Genomic DNA, 13,277 nt, shown 5'->3' on the forward strand with positions numbered 1-13,277 from the left:
TCTGAGTAGCCCGGGGTACGCCCGAGTCCTTCAGGGGGCGCGGGGAACTCCCTACCACGACGGACCGGCAGCCGTACGAGCACGCCGCACCCCGACGGCGCTGGACACACGACGAAGGGGCCCCTCTGCCAAAGAGGGGCCCCTGGTACCGCTCAGCGCCGCAGGCCTACCGCCAGCTGTGCGGCGCCCGGAAGCCCCGCTCGCGCTCCAGGCGACGCCAGCCTGCGCGGGCACGGCCCCGGTGGACCGGGGCGGCATCGGCGGGCCGGGCGGCGGCGCGGGCGAGGAGCAGGGCGGTGATCGCGGCCACTTCCTCGGGCTCGGCGTGGCCCTTCTCGACGCGGATGTCAGGAACGTTCATGGGTGTCAGTCTCCAGGGATGAGGTTTCCGCAGGGGTACCGCGAGGGATCCGCTGGGTTACTGCGGTGGGTTGCCGTGCTTGCGGGACGGCAGGTCGGCGTGCTTGGTGTGGAGCATCGCGAGGGAGCGGATGAGGATCGCGCGGGTGTCCGCCGGGTCGATCACGTCGTCGACGAGGCCGCGCTCGGCCGCGTAGTACGGGTGCATCAACTCGGCCTTGTACTCCTTGACCATCCGGACCCGCATCGCCTCGGGGTCCTCGGCCTCGGCGATCTGCCGCCGGAAGATGACGTTGGCGGCACCTTCGGCGCCCATGACGGCGATCTCGTTGGTCGGCCACGCGTACGTGAGGTCCGCACCGATGGACTGGCTGTCCATGACGATGTAGGCACCTCCGTACGCCTTCCGAAGGATCAGGGAGATCCGGGGAACGGTCGCGTTGCAGTACGCGTACAGCAGCTTCGCGCCGTGGCGGATGATTCCACCGTGCTCCTGATCGACGCCGGGCAGGAAGCCGGGAACGTCCAGAAGAGTGACGATCGGGATGTTGAAGGCATCGCACATCTGCACGAAGCGGGCGGCCTTCTCCGATGCCTCGATGTCCAGGACCCCTGCCAGCGTCTGCGGCTGGTTGGCGACGATGCCGACCACCTGGCCGTCGAGCCGGCCGAGGGCGCAGATGATGTTGCGGGCCCAGCGCTCGTGGACCTCCAGGTAGTCGCCGTCGTCGACGATCTCCTCGATGACCTTGGCCATGTCGTACGGCCGGTTACCGTCGGCCGGGACCAGGTCCAGCAGGACCTCGCCACGGCGGTCCGCCGGGTCGGAGGCCTCCACGCGGGGCGGGTTCTCGCGGTTGTTCTGCGGGAGCATCGACAGGAGGTAGCGCACCTCGGCGATGCACGTCTCCTCGTCGTCGTACGCGAAGTGGGCCACGCCGCTGGTCTCGGCGTGCACGTCCGCGCCGCCGAGGCCGTTCTGGGTGATCTCCTCGCCGGTGACCGCCTTGACGACGTCCGGGCCGGTGATGAACATCTGGGACGTCTCGCGGACCATGAACACGAAGTCCGTGAGGGCGGGGCTGTAGGCCGCACCGCCCGCACACGGGCCGAGCATCACGCTGATCTGCGGGATGACACCGGACGCCCTGGTGTTGCGCTGGAAGATGCCGCCGTACCCGGCGAGGGCGGAGACGCCCTCCTGGATACGGGCGCCGGCGCCGTCGTTCAGCGAGACCAGCGGGGCACCTGCCGCGATGGCCATGTCCATGATCTTGTGGATCTTCGTGGCGTGGGCCTCGCCGAGGGCGCCGCCGAAGATACGGAAGTCATGGGCGTAGACGAAGACCGTACGGCCCTCCACCGTGCCCCAGCCGGTGACGACACCGTCGGTGAACGGCTTCCTGGCCTCCAGACCGAATCCGGTGGCCCGGTGCCGGCGCAGCTGCTCGACCTCGTTGAAGGAGCCCGGGTCCAGCAGCAGCTCGATGCGCTCCCGGGAGGTCAGCTTGCCCTTGGCGTGCTGCGCCTCGGTCGCCTTCTCGCTCGGGCCGGCCAACGCCTGGGCACGAATCTCGTGCAGCTCGGCCACCCGCCCGCGCGCGTCCGTCGGCTCACCCGGTGCCTCATCCAAAACGGTCATGTAGCGACCTTACGAAGTCGGGCACGCAAACCGGTCCGTCGACTCCGCACAGTCTCCGGCGTGTTTTCCTGGTGCCCCTGAACAGAACCGTCCCGGCATGCAGGCGAACCTCCTGCTCAGAGGGTGCGGCGCTTGTAGGGGTCGCACAAAGGCGCGCGGGCCCTCTCAGGCGGGAGTCAGCTCACAGGTGTGCGTGGCACAGGCCTTGCCGGAGGGCGACGCGTAGCCGCAACCGACCGTCGGCCGCCGCCAGCACCTCGACCGGCCGGTCCGCCCGGACCACCGCGTGGGCCTGCGCACGCCAAGCGATCTCCACCGGCTCGCCCGTACGCGGCGGTTCGCTCACGCAGAGGGTAGCCGTCCGCCCCGGCGGCGCAGCAGCACGCCTGCCAGGGCGACTCCGGCGGGCCGATGTTCCGCAGGGACAACGCCGATCAGTGGGTCCAGGTCGGCATCGTCAGCTGGGGCATAGGCTGTGCCCGGCCCAACGCGCCCGGTGTCTACACCGAGGTGTCCACCTTCGCCTCCCAGATCGCCGCGGCGGCGGCCACTCTCTGACCGGAACCCCGGCAGCACCTCATGCGACGTGCACGGGTCCGGCGCACCCAGCGCCGGACCCGTTTCCCGTCACTCTCAGAAGCCGCCGAAGTCCCCGCCCCCGAAGCCGCCTCCGCCACCGAAGTCCCCGCCACCGAAACCGTCGCTGAAGTCGCCCGTGTCGAAGTCGGCGCCCGAGACGTCGCCGCCGCCGTAGCCGGAGGCGGTGCCGAAGTCGCCGTAGCCGGAGCCGTAGACGGCCGCGTAGGACGGGGTGGCCATCATGCTGCCGAGCATGGTGCCGACGAGGAGGGCGGGGAGGATGCCGCCGCCGTAGTAACCGCCTGCCCAGGGGCCGTAGGCCGGGCCGGCGTCCCAGTAGGGGCGGCGGGCGCCGGAGGCGGTCTCCACCTCGCGGATCATGGGGTCCCGGCCGTCGGCGAGACGGTCCCGGTCCGCGGCGCAGACCGGGACCTCGCGCGGCGTACCGAGCTCCGGGCTCCACTGGACGTCCGCGGCGGAGGGGCCGTGGCGGGGGTCGAAGAAGCAGGGGGCGCGGCGCTCGGGGAGCGGCAGGCCCTCCCTGCGGGCGGCGAGCCGGGTGAGAGAGAAGCGGCCGTCGTCCAGGGTCTGCGTGACCGCGCGGACCTCCTCGGGGCGGGTGGCCGCCGCCATGAGGGACTTGGCCTTCTCGTACGTGTCCAGGGCGCGCTCGTAGTCGGCGCGCATCGCGTCGCTGGCGCCCGCCTCGGCGGGGTGGAAGTCCAGGCGCTCCAGCTCCTCGCCGAAGGCGGTGATGTCCTCGTCCACCACCACCGCGAGCTTCGCCAGCGCCTCCCGGCGTTCCTCCTCCTTCCTGCGGCGGCTGCGGCGGACCAGCGCGTACGCGCCCACGCCGCCCGCCACCACGACCGCGCCCGCCGCGGCCAGGGCGCCCGCGTCCACACCCTCGTCGCCGGCGTCGCTCCAGCTCGACGGGGCCGTGCCACCGGGGTTGCTGCGCAGGGCGTCGTCCACGAAGTCGTTGAGCTGGGCCTTCGGGTCGCCGGCACCCTGGACCGCCGTGACCAGGTTCGCCACGGCCTGGTTGCTCAGGACGGAGCTGTCGGCCTGGGCGTCGAAGCGGTCGCCGAGGCGGATGGCGTAGACGCCGGTGATGCCCGTCTCCGTGCGGAGGTTCCGGAAGAGGTCCTGGGTCGGGTAGTCGGCCGGGAGGACCGCCACGAAGATCGGCTCGTCCGCGTCCTCGATCTTGTCGGCGAGCGCTTCGGCGTCCGCCGAGGAGAGCAGACCGGAGGCGGCCGGGTCGACGTAGACGGGGCTCTCGCGCAGCGCCTCTGCCACCGTCGAGAGGTCGGTGGCCGCGTGTGCGCTCTGCGCACCGACCGACACCACCGCCAGGGCCGCCGCGGCGAGCGGCGCGATCAGCAGGCGGAGGAACAGACGAAGCCGGCTCGGTGCGCCTTTCATACTTTCGAAGCTACCTCGATCGCAGTGAAAACGGACAATCCGATCGGTGGAGAGTCGGCGGACGGCGAGAGCCGGCTCCCCACAGACGGTCGTCGGATGGGCGTCACACGGTGCTCCGTAGGGCCGTCAAGCCGCCCGGTACGCCTCTCCCAGCTTCGCGAGGGCCGCCGTGTAGCGGCCCGTGAGCAGCAGGTGGTCGGCCTGTGCGAAGGGTTTCGCGACCGCCTGCGTCATACGGACGTCCTGGCCCACCTTCCGCTGCACCAGCTGCCGTGCCTTGAGCACCGCCGCGTGTGCGCCCCGCTCGGGTGCCGCCCCCTTCGTCGTCAGACCCCAGCCGTACGGGAACTGCGGGTCGTACGCCGTGTCACCGACGTTGATCGGCACCTGGGTCTGCGACCTGGGCCAGGTGACGGGGAGCCGACCGGTGAAGGGCCGCTCCCCGTAGAGGACGTCCGCGACGCCGTCACCCTCGGAACCGGGGAGCCAGGAGGCGACGAGCGCGTCCATGGCGCCGAGCCGGTCGCCGACGAGCTGGGGGCGCCCGGAGACGATCAGCACCGCGCACTTCATGGCGCCGCACACCTTGTCCACGGATGCCTTGTCGGCGGCGCTCAGCTCCAGGTCGTGGCCGTTGCCGACGTCGCCGAAGCCCTCGGCGTACGGTGTCTCACCGACGACGACCACGCCCACGTCATGGCCGGACGTCGGGGCGGAGGCGTCCTTCGAGTAGGTGACGCTCTTCCCGCCGGCCTTCCGGATGCCCTGAAGGATCGTCGTGCCCTCGGTGATGTCACCGGAGGAGCCCTGCCAGGTGATCGTCCAGCCGCCGGACTGGTTGCCGACGTCGTCGGCGTTCGAGCCGGCCACGTACACCTTCTGGGACTTGCTCAGGGGCAGGACCCCGCCCTTGTTCTTCAGCAGGACCTGCGACTTCGCCACCGCCTCGCGGGCCGCCGAGCGGTGCTCGGCCGAGCCGATGGCGGGGATGCCGCTCGTGTCGGCGTACGGCTTCTCGAAGAGCCCGAGCCGGAATTTCTGCGTGAGGATGCGCGATACCGCGTCGTCCACCCGCCGCTCGCTGACGCGACCGGCCCTCACCTCGGCGACGAGGGTCCGGTGGAAGTCGCCGTACGCGTACGGGACCATGATCATGTCGAGACCGGCGTTGACCGACGTACGGACGTCGGAGGCGTAGTCGCCGGGGATCTGGTCGATGGCCTGCCAGTCGCTGATGACGAAGCCGTCGAAGCCCATGCGGTCCTTGAGGACGCCGTTGATCATGTCTGCGCGGGCGTGCACCTTCACCGCGCCCTTGCCGTCGCCGAGGATGTCGAGGGACGAGAACGACGGCATGACCGAGCCGACGCCCCGGTCCACGGCCTCCTGGTACGGCGAGAGATGAACCGCCTCAAGCTCCCGGCGGGTGACCTCGGTGACGCCCTGGTCGATCGTGTACGTCCCGGTCGTGGACGAGCCGTACGCGGTGCCGCCGTCGCCGACGAAGTGCTTGGCGGTGGCGAGCAACTTGTCGCTCCGGGCCAGGTCCCGGCCGTCGGGGGCGCCCTGGAGGCCCTGGATCATCGTCTCCATGGACGTCACAAGCGCCGGGTCCTCGCCGAAGGACTCGTACGCGCGGCCCCAGCGGTCGTCGCGCGTCACGCACAGACAGGGTGCGAAGTTCCACGGGATGCCGGTGGCCCGGGTCTCGGCCGCCGTCAACGCACCCATCTCGTAGGCGACCTGCGGGTCCCGGGAGGCGCCCAGGCCGATGTTGTGCGGGGTGATCGTGGCGCCGACGAGGTTGTTGTGGCCGTGGACCGCGTCCACCCCGTAGATCAGCGGGATCTGCAACCGCGTGGCCAGCGCACGGCGCTGGAAGCCGTCGATCATCTCGGCCCAGGCCTCGGGCGTGTTCCGCACGGGGGTCGAGCCGCCGCCGGAGAGGATCGAGCCGAGGCCGTACGCCGTGATGTCGGCGGGGGTCGCCAGGGCGCCGCGCTCGGCCTGGGTCATCTGGCCGGCCTTCTCCTCCAGGGTCATCCGGGAGAGGAGGTCCGCCACCCGTTCCCTCACCGGCAGCTCCGGGTCCAGGTACGGCAGGCCGTGGGCGCCGATGACGACCGTCGGGGTCTCGGCGGGGGGCTCGGCGCCGGTGACGGTGAGCCGGACGGGGACCGTCTCGGCCGTCTCCGCCGAAGTGTCGCGCTGGGTGCGCACGGCGAGGGTGCGGGAGGTGCCGGACGGGGTGCCCGCCGGGAAGGCCAGGGTGCCGTCGGCCGGGATGTGGTCGGGGTCGGCGGTCGTCCGGTACGCCACGGTTACGGGCTCGGTGACCGTGCCGGTGACGGTGACCCGGATGCGGGCCGTGGCGCCCTCCGCCACCGGGTACACGGTGGCGTCGGTGGTCACCTTCGCGGGGGTGGCCGCCGTCGCCGTGGGAGCGAACGACAGGGGGATCAGGCCGGTGAGCAGGGCGGCCGAGACGAGCAACGGCGTTCTTCGGTTCCGCATCAGGGTTCCCTCCACTGAAACTCCAGGACCAGCAGCCGCGCTGAACTCCCGTTTCGCTCTGGGGACTTGGTGGGAGTCAACTGTCGGCTCGGACAGGCGTCAAGACGGCCTGTACAACCGTTCGCAAGGCGTGGTGGTCACGTAGTGCGACAGGGGGCGGGACGAGCGGAAGCGAGTGCCGCGACAGGCGACGTCTTGTCCGTGAAGGAGCGGCCTCCGGTGCGTGCTCTCGGTGTGCCGGCCCGAAGTCCTCGCACTGGACGTACCCGGGCTTTCGGCCGGTGCGGCGCGCGGGCGTGCCGCGCGCCGCGACGGGGCGAAGGTCGCCTGTCGCGGCACGGGAAGCACGGGGGCGGCCCGTGCTTCCCAAGAGTGCGGGGAACCGCGCGAGCGGCCACGGACGATCCGCGACCGCCCACGCACCCGGGCCGACCGAGCTGCCGGGTGTTACTCGGCCGGCTCCACGCCCGCCCGCAGCAGGCCGTACGTGTAGGCGTCCTCCAGGGCCTGCCAGGACGCGGCGATCACGTTCTCGGCCACGCCGACCGTGGACCACTCGCCGGCGCCGTCGGTCGTGGAGATGAGGACACGGGTGGTGGAGTTGGTGCCGTGCTTGCCCTCCAGGATGCGGACCTTGTAGTCCACGAGCTCCAGCTTGGCGAGCTGGGGGTAGATCCTCTCCAGGGCGACGCGCAGAGCGCGGTCGAGGGCGTTGACCGGGCCGTTGCCCTCGGCGGTGGCGACGATGCGCTCGCTCTTGGCCCACAGCTTGACGGTGGCCTCGTTGGCGTGGCTGCCGTCGGGGCGGTCCTCGACGATGGCCCGCCAGGACTCGGTGCGGAAGTAGCGCTGGGGCTTGCCCGCGACCTCGTCGCGCAGCAGGATCTCGAAGCTCGCGTCGGCCGCCTCGTACGTGTAGCCCCTGAGCTCGCGCTCCTTGACCCGCTCGACGACCCGCCCGACCAGTTCGCGGTCGCCGCCGAGGTCGACGCCCAGCTCCTTGCCCTTGAGCTCGATGGAGGCGCGGCCCGCCATGTCGGAGACCAGCATCCGCATGGTGTTGCCGACCAGCTCGGGGTCGATGTGCTGGTAGAGGTCCGGGTCGACCTTGATCGCGGAGGCGTGCAGACCCGCCTTGTGCGCGAAGGCCGAGACACCGACGTACGGCTGGTGCGTGGAGGGGGTGAGGTTGACTACCTCGGCGATGGCGTGGGAGATACGGGTCATCTCGCGCAGGGCGCCCTCGGGGAGGACCTTCTTGCCGTACTTCAGCTCCAGGGCGGCGACGACCGGGAAGAGGTTGGAGTTGCCGACGCGCTCGCCGTAGCCGTTGGCCGTGCACTGGACGTGGGTGGCGCCGGCGTCGACGGCGGCCAGGGTGTTGGCGACGGCGCAGCCGGTGTCGTCCTGGGCGTGGATGCCGAGGCGGGCGCCGGTGTCGGCGAGGACGGTCGCGACGACGGCCTGCACCTGGGCGGGGAGCATGCCGCCGTTGGTGTCACAGAGGATGACGACGTCGGCGCCGGCCTCGGCGGCGGTGCGGACGACGGACTTGGCGTACCCGGGGTTGGCGCGGTAGCCGTCGAAGAAGTGCTCGCAGTCGACGAAGACCCGGCGGCCCTGCGCGCACAGGTGGGAGACGGTGTCGCGGACCATCTCCAGGTTCTCGTCGAGCGTGGTGCGCAGCGCCAGCTCCACGTGCCGGTCGTGGGACTTGGCGACGAGGGTGATGACCGAGGCGCCGGATTCGAGGAGGGCCTTGACCTGCGGGTCCTCGCTCGCCTTGCCGCCCGCGCGACGGGTGGCGCCGAACGCGACCAGCCGGGCGTGTTTGAAGTCGATCTCCTTCTGGGCGCGGGCGAAGAACTCGGTGTCCCTCGGGTTGGCGCCGGGCCAGCCGCCCTCGATGAAGCCGACGCCGAAGTCGTCCAGGTGCCGTGCGATGGCCAGCTTGTCCGCGACCGTGAGGTTGATGCCCTCGCGCTGGGCACCGTCGCGCAGGGTGGTGTCGAAGACGTGGAACGAGTCGTCGAGCTCGCTGGTTTCCGTCATGGTCTCAAGGCTCCTGTGTTGGATCTCGGTCGTACCGGAATGACCGGCTCCACCGTCCACCGCTGATCCCTCGCGCTGCGCTCCCGGCTGGGGGTGGGCCAGAAAAGCGAAAAACCCCTCGCGGGTGCGAGAGGTCTGCGCGCGGGTCGAGGACGACGGTGTCCGCCCGTACCTGGTCGTACGTGGCGGTCACTGCGGACCGGCGCGCCTGCTGCCAATAATCATGGCGAACGAGAGCACGGGGGCAGTCTGGCACAGACCGTCCCGTGCTCACCGTCCGTCTCAGGATACGAACAGCGCGCTGACGCGCTGCGCCGAGCGCTCACCGCGTGGCCGGGCGGCGAGCCGGTCCGCGTCGGCCGCGCGGAACGCCCCTTCGGCAGGACGGGGAGGACCGAGGGGCGGGCGTGTGGACGGTCGTGTCCGGAACGCGCCGGGCCCGCCCCGGACACGACCGTCCGGGGCGGGCCCGGACGCTCGGGTCCCGACGGCTCAGGTGGTCAGCCCAGCTCGTGCATCCATCCGTGCTTGTCCTCGACCGTGCCGCGCTGGATGTTCAGCAGGGCCTCGCGGAGCCTGAGGGTGACGGGGCCGGGCTCGCCGCCGGACTGCTGCCAGGCGGCGCCGGTGCGCTTGACCGTGCCGACGGGGGTGATGACGGCGGCGGTGCCGCAGGCGAAGACCTCGGTGAGGGCGCCGCTCTCGGAGTCGGCCTGCCACTGGTCGATGGAGATGCGGCCCTCCTCGGCGGTGTGGCCGAGGTCGGCGGCGACCGTCAGCAGGGAGTCGCGGGTGACGCCCTCCAGGATGGAGCCGGTGAGGGAAGGGGTGACGATGCGGTCGCCGTACACGAAGTACAGGTTCATCCCGCCCAGTTCCTCGACCCACTTGCGCTCGACCGCGTCGAGGTAGCAGACCTGGGCGCAGCCCTCGGCGGCGGCCTCGGCCTGGGCGAGCAGGGAGGCCGCGTAGTTGCCACCGGTCTTGGCGTCGCCCATGCCGCCGGGGACGGCGCGGACGTGGTCCTCGGAGACCCAGATGGAGACGGGCTTGACGCCGCCGGGGAAGTACGCGCCGGCCGGGGAGGCGATGACGAGGAACAGGTACTCGTTGGCCGGTTTGACGCCCAGACCGACCTCGGTGGCGATCATGAACGGGCGGAGGTAGAGCGACTCCTCGCCGCCGTGCGCGGGCACCCACGCCTTGTCCTGCCGGACCAGCACGTCGCACGCCTCGATGAAGGTCTCCACCGGCAGTTCGGGCATCGCGAGCCGTTTGGCGGACCGCTGGAAGCGCCGGGCGTTCATCTCCGGGCGGAAGGTGGCGACGGAGCCGTCGGGCCGGCGGTACGCCTTCAGTCCCTCGAAGATCTCCTGCGCGTAGTGCAGGGTCATGTTCGCGGGGTCCAGGGAGAGCGGGCCGTACGGGACGAGTTGGCCGTCGTGCCAACCGCGGCCCTCGGTCCACTTGATCGTCACCATGTGGTCGGTGAAGTGGCGGCCGAATCCGGGGTCGGCCAGGACCGCCTCGCGCTCCGCGTCGGAGAGCGGGTGGGCGGACGGCTTCAGCTCGATCGTGGGCGTCGTCATGAGTGGTTGTCCTTCACCGGTTGTGTGTGACGGGCCGCGCTCACATCCGTACGGCCAGTGGCCAGTGTCAGGACGTCCGAGCATTCCCTCATTCCGCGGCACCTCGTTCGATTATCGCCTGTGTGCGGGCGGGGACGAAACGTGGATGACAGTGGACCAAAACGGTGCGGTGTACGGCCCGGGGGATGATGGTGACACCCGGCGGGGACATGCGGAAGCCGCCGGGTGCAGGTGCGACCCGGCGGCTTCGAAAGACTTCGAGTGCGGGGTCAGCCGGCTACTCGTACGGCGAGGGCGTCGCCGATCTCGTCCGTCGAACGGGCGGGCAGTTCGCCGCGCTCCGCGAGGTCGGCGGAGACGGCCTCCTCGATGCGCGCGGCCTCGGGCTCGTAGCCGAGGTGGCGCAGGAGCAGGGCGACGGACAGGACCGTGGCGGACGGGTCGGCCTTGCCCTGGCCGGCGATGTCCGGGGCCGAGCCGTGCACGGGCTCGAACATGGACGGGAACTCTCCGGACGGGTTGATGTTGCCGGAGGCCGCGACGCCGATGCCGCCGGAGACGGCCGCGGCGAGGTCGGTGATGATGTCGCCGAAGAGGTTGTCGGTGACGATCACGTCGAAGCGGGCCGGGTCGGTGACGAGGTAGATCGTCGCCGCGTCGACGTGGATGTAGTCGGTGGTGACGTCGGGGAACTCCGCGGCCACCTTGTTGAAGAGGTTCGTCCACAGGTGACCGGCGAAGGTCAGCACGTTGTTCTTGTGGACGAGGGTGAGCTTCTTGCGCGGGCGGGCCTGGGCGCGGGCGAACGCGTCGCGGACCACGCGCTCGACACCGAAGGCCGTGTTCACGGAGACCTCGGTGGCGACCTCGTGCTCGGTGCCCTTGCGGATCGTGCCGCCGTTGCCGGTGTACGGGCCCTCGGTACCCTCGCGGACCACGACGAAGTCGATCTCGGGCTGGCCGGCGAGCGGGGTGGCGACCCCCGGGAGCAGCTTCGACGGACGCAGGTTCACGTGGTGGTCGAAGGCGAAGCGGAGCTTGAGCAGGAAGCCGCGCTCCAGGACCCCGGAGGGGACGCTCGGGTCGCCGATCGCGCCGAGCAGGATCGCGTCGTGCCGCTTCAGCGAGTCGAGGTCGGCGTCGGTGAGGGTCTCACCGGTGGCGTGGTAGCGCTGGGCGCCGAAGTCGTACTCCTCGGTCTCCAGCTTCACATCCTGCGGAAGGACGGCGGAGAGGACCTTGAGCCCCTGGGCCACGACTTCCTGACCGATGCCGTCACCGGGGATCACTGCGAGATTGAGGCTGCGAGACATGACGGCACCGTACTCCTTGTCCCACGGGATGACACGGTCCGTCCGCGATATGGACGTGCCGGAGTGACCTCCACGCCGATCCGTTGACCGGCGTTCACCCGCCTGTTTGCCGGGAGTTGGCCTCTGCTGGGAAGTTGCCCGTCATGACCGCATCCTCCAGGGGGGACCCTCCGGGCCCTCCGTCCCGAACCTCGGCATCCCGGAACGGCTCGCCCGCCGCCTCAGCATGCCGGAGCAGCACGAGTACCTGCGCGAGAAGCTCTCCCGGCGCGTCGCGCTGGCGGCCGGCGCGGTGGCGAGCGGGCTGCTGGCCGGCTGCTCGGGGTCCGCGGACGCGCCGGCGAAGAGGCGGTCGTCCCCGCCCGCACCGGCCCCGGCCACCGGCGAGGTTCACGGCTCGGTCGTGGTCCCCTTCGGCCGCCGGCTGGCTTTCGGCGCCGACCCGAAGGCACAGATGCGGATCTCCTGGCAGGTCCCGTTCGCCGTCCGGAAGCCGTACGTCCGGGTCGGGCTGAAGCCGTGGGAACTGAGCCGGAAGATCGAGGCCGAGGTCCGGGACCTGCGCACCCCGCCCCTGTCGAAGAAGCTGCCGTCGGTCGACCAGTACTACGTGCACGCGGCGCTCGACGGTCTGAGGCCCGGCACGACGTACTACTACGGTGTCGGCCACGAGGGCTTCGACCCGGCCGACCGGCTGGAGACGCTGGGCACCTTCACCACCGCCCCCGCGAAGGCGGAGTCGTTCGTCTTCACCGCCTTCGGCGACCAGGGCGTCAGCTACGACGCCCTCGCGTGCGACCAGGTCCTCCTCGGCCAGAACCCGGCCTTCCACCTGCACGCCGGCGACATCTGCTACGCGGACACCACCGGCCACGGCAAGGAGGACGACGTCTACGACGCCCGCGTCTGGGACCAGTTCCTCGCCCAGACCGAGTCGGTCGCCAAGTCGGTGCCGTGGATGGTCTCGTACGGCAACCACGACATGGAGGCCTGGTACTCCCCCGACGGCTACGGCGGCCAACTCGCCCGCTGGTCACTGCCGGAGAACGGCTTCGACCCGCGCAAGGCACCGGGGGTCTACTCCTTCGTCTACGGCAACGTCGGCGTCGTCTCGCTGGACGCGAACGACGTGTCGTACGAGATCCCGGCCAATCTCGGTTACACCGACGGCAGGCAGACGAAGTGGCTGGACCGGCGGCTCGGCGAGCTGCGGGCGTCCGACGCGGTGGACTTCGTCGTCGTCTTCTTCCACCACTGCGTGTACTCGACGTCCACGCACGCCTCGGACGGCGGTCTGCGCGACGCCTGGCTGCCGCTCTTCGCCAAGCACCAGGTCGACCTCGTCATCAACGGCCACAACCACGTCTACGAGCGCACCGACGCCGTCAAGGAAGGCACGGTGGGCCGGCAGGTGCCGGTGGGCGCGTCGACCGATCCGACGCGGGACGGGATCGTGTACGTCACGGCGGGCGGGGGCGGCAAGGGCCTGTACGGGTTCCCGGAGGGCGTGACGGACAGCTACGAGGGGCACGTCGAGAAGGCCGCCGAGCGCGAGCCCGTGGAGTCGTACCACTGGACCGCGTCACGGGAGAGGAAGTCGGAGACGGTGGAATGGTCGCGGGTGCGCTACACCGGCTTCTCGTTCCTGTCCGTGGCGGTGGAGGCGGGCGCCGCTCCTCGCCTCACGGTCTCGGCACTGGCCCAGTCCGGGGCGCGGATCGACCATTTCGAGGTGCGGCGCGGCGCCTGAGCGCCTGTCGGGTGACCTCCCGGCCGGAGGTCACCCGACAGGCTCTGAAC

Annotated in this window: 8 protein-coding genes and 2 pseudogenes; 2 read left to right on the plus strand and 8 right to left on the minus strand. The window is 71.0% G+C overall.

The genetic code is table 11. From position 1 onward, the window contains the following. Positions 1-166 precede the first annotated feature (166 nt). The 3 genes and pseudogenes from WBG99_RS09550 to WBG99_RS09560 all read right to left on the minus strand — a co-directional run. Complete coding sequence (locus tag WBG99_RS09550) at positions 167-361, minus strand: acyl-CoA carboxylase epsilon subunit (RefSeq protein WP_338895911.1); 195 nt, start codon at positions 359-361, stop codon at positions 167-169. A 57-nt stretch (positions 362-418) separates the two neighbouring features. Next, entirely contained in the window at positions 419-2,002 is a 1,584-nt protein-coding gene (locus tag WBG99_RS09555) for an acyl-CoA carboxylase subunit beta (RefSeq protein WP_338895912.1), read from the minus strand. 165 nt (positions 2,003-2,167) lie between these two features. Then, positions 2,168-2,398: pseudogene (locus tag WBG99_RS09560) on the minus strand (hypothetical protein); the annotation flags it as partial. Between WBG99_RS09560 and WBG99_RS09565 the strand changes: the two are divergent. Next, positions 2,390-2,560, plus strand: a pseudogene (locus WBG99_RS09565) (trypsin-like serine protease); the annotation flags it as partial. The pseudogenes WBG99_RS09560 and WBG99_RS09565 sit on opposite strands and share 9 nt — an antisense overlap. A gap of 75 nt (positions 2,561-2,635) precedes the next feature. Here WBG99_RS09565 and WBG99_RS09570 read toward each other — a convergent pair. The 5 genes from WBG99_RS09570 to WBG99_RS09590 all read right to left on the minus strand — a co-directional run bounded on the left by WBG99_RS09570 (position 2,636) and on the right by WBG99_RS09590 (position 11,477). Next, positions 2,636-4,009 (minus strand): hypothetical protein, encoded by a 1,374-nt coding sequence (locus tag WBG99_RS09570; RefSeq protein WP_338895913.1) that lies wholly within the window; start codon positions 4,007-4,009, stop codon positions 2,636-2,638. Positions 4,010-4,135: 126 nt separating this feature from the next. Then, the gene (locus WBG99_RS09575) at positions 4,136-6,523 is read right to left on the minus strand and encodes a glycoside hydrolase family 3 N-terminal domain-containing protein (RefSeq protein WP_338895914.1); all 2,388 of its coding nucleotides are present in this window, start codon (positions 6,521-6,523) and stop codon (positions 4,136-4,138) included. 447 nt (positions 6,524-6,970) lie between these two features. After that, positions 6,971-8,575: a citramalate synthase gene (gene cimA / locus WBG99_RS09580; protein WP_338895915.1), complete on the minus strand. Its 1,605-nt coding sequence runs from the start codon at positions 8,573-8,575 to the stop codon at positions 6,971-6,973. A 500-nt stretch (positions 8,576-9,075) separates the two neighbouring features. After that, positions 9,076-10,164 (minus strand): branched-chain amino acid aminotransferase, encoded by a 1,089-nt coding sequence (locus WBG99_RS09585; RefSeq protein WP_338895916.1) that lies wholly within the window; start codon positions 10,162-10,164, stop codon positions 9,076-9,078. Positions 10,165-10,433: 269 nt separating this feature from the next. Next, on the minus strand, positions 10,434-11,477 hold the full coding sequence (locus tag WBG99_RS09590) for a 3-isopropylmalate dehydrogenase (protein WP_338895917.1): 1,044 nt from the start codon (positions 11,475-11,477) through the stop codon (positions 10,434-10,436). A gap of 226 nt (positions 11,478-11,703) precedes the next feature. Here WBG99_RS09590 and WBG99_RS09595 point away from each other — a divergent pair, with 226 nt between their 5' ends. Then, positions 11,704-13,227 carry a metallophosphoesterase family protein gene (locus WBG99_RS09595; protein ID WP_338895918.1) on the plus strand — a complete coding sequence of 508 codons (1,524 nt, stop codon included), beginning with the start codon at positions 11,704-11,706 and terminating at the stop codon, positions 13,225-13,227. Positions 13,228-13,277: the final 50 nt, after the last annotated feature.

Origin of the sequence: Streptomyces sp. TG1A-60, assembly GCF_037201975.1 — a bacterium.
Lineage (GTDB): Bacteria > Actinomycetota > Actinomycetes > Streptomycetales > Streptomycetaceae > Streptomyces.

Coding starts and splice junctions, on each gene's coding strand:
- WBG99_RS09550 (WP_338895911.1), bottom strand. CDS start 361: ATGAACGTTCCTGACATCCGCGTCGAGAAGGGCCACGCCGAGCCCGAG.
- WBG99_RS09555 (WP_338895912.1), bottom strand. CDS start 2,002: ATGACCGTTTTGGATGAGGCACCGGGTGAGCCGACGGACGCGCGCGGG.
- WBG99_RS09570 (WP_338895913.1), bottom strand. CDS start 4,009: ATGAAAGGCGCACCGAGCCGGCTTCGTCTGTTCCTCCGCCTGCTGATC.
- WBG99_RS09575 (WP_338895914.1), bottom strand. CDS start 6,523: ATGCGGAACCGAAGAACGCCGTTGCTCGTCTCGGCCGCCCTGCTCACC.
- cimA (WP_338895915.1), bottom strand. CDS start 8,575: ATGACGGAAACCAGCGAGCTCGACGACTCGTTCCACGTCTTCGACACC.
- WBG99_RS09585 (WP_338895916.1), bottom strand. CDS start 10,164: ATGACGACGCCCACGATCGAGCTGAAGCCGTCCGCCCACCCGCTCTCC.
- WBG99_RS09590 (WP_338895917.1), bottom strand. CDS start 11,477: ATGTCTCGCAGCCTCAATCTCGCAGTGATCCCCGGTGACGGCATCGGT.
- WBG99_RS09595 (WP_338895918.1), top strand. CDS start 11,704: ATGCCGGAGCAGCACGAGTACCTGCGCGAGAAGCTCTCCCGGCGCGTC.